1 protein-coding gene is annotated in these 449 nt (G+C 41.4%); it reads right to left on the reverse strand.

Annotated features, from left to right (window positions below; genetic code table 11):
* The coding region (tnpA, locus tag NE547_RS18010) for an IS200/IS605 family transposase (RefSeq protein WP_256176626.1) at positions 1-329 on the reverse strand (329 nt) is incomplete at its 3' end.
* Between the last annotated feature and the right edge of the window lie 120 nt (positions 330-449).

A 449-nucleotide genomic window follows, 5' to 3' on the forward strand; every position in this document is an offset into this window, starting at 1 on the left:
CTAGCCCAGAAATGGCGATTTCCATACTTGTACTTTAAATTTGCGTGCCGATCGAATATCATCAGACTGCTCTTTCCTTTCAGATACCCCATAATCTGAGATACACCATACTTCGGCGGGATACTTACAAGCATATGAATATGGTCCGGACAAGCTTTTGCTTCTATGATTTCTACTCCTTTTTGCTGGCATAACTTTCGCAAAATTACCCCTATATCCTGTCTGATCTGCCCATATATCTCCATCCTCCGATATTTCGGTGCAAACACAATATGATATTGACATCTCCAACTCGTATGCTCTAAACTGCTTATGTCTTTGTCTTTCACGATGAAGACCTCCCTGTTATCGTAGTTGTGTGGTCGGCAAACCACTTTTACTTTAACAGGGAGCCTTTTTCTTTTCTACTTTTCTCCTCGCTATAAGCTACTTTTTTACCCCCGGCTTAG

It is taken from the genome of Flavonifractor sp. DFI.6.63 (assembly GCF_024462255.1).
GTDB lineage: Bacteria > Bacillota > Clostridia > Oscillospirales > Oscillospiraceae > Lawsonibacter_A > Lawsonibacter_A hominis.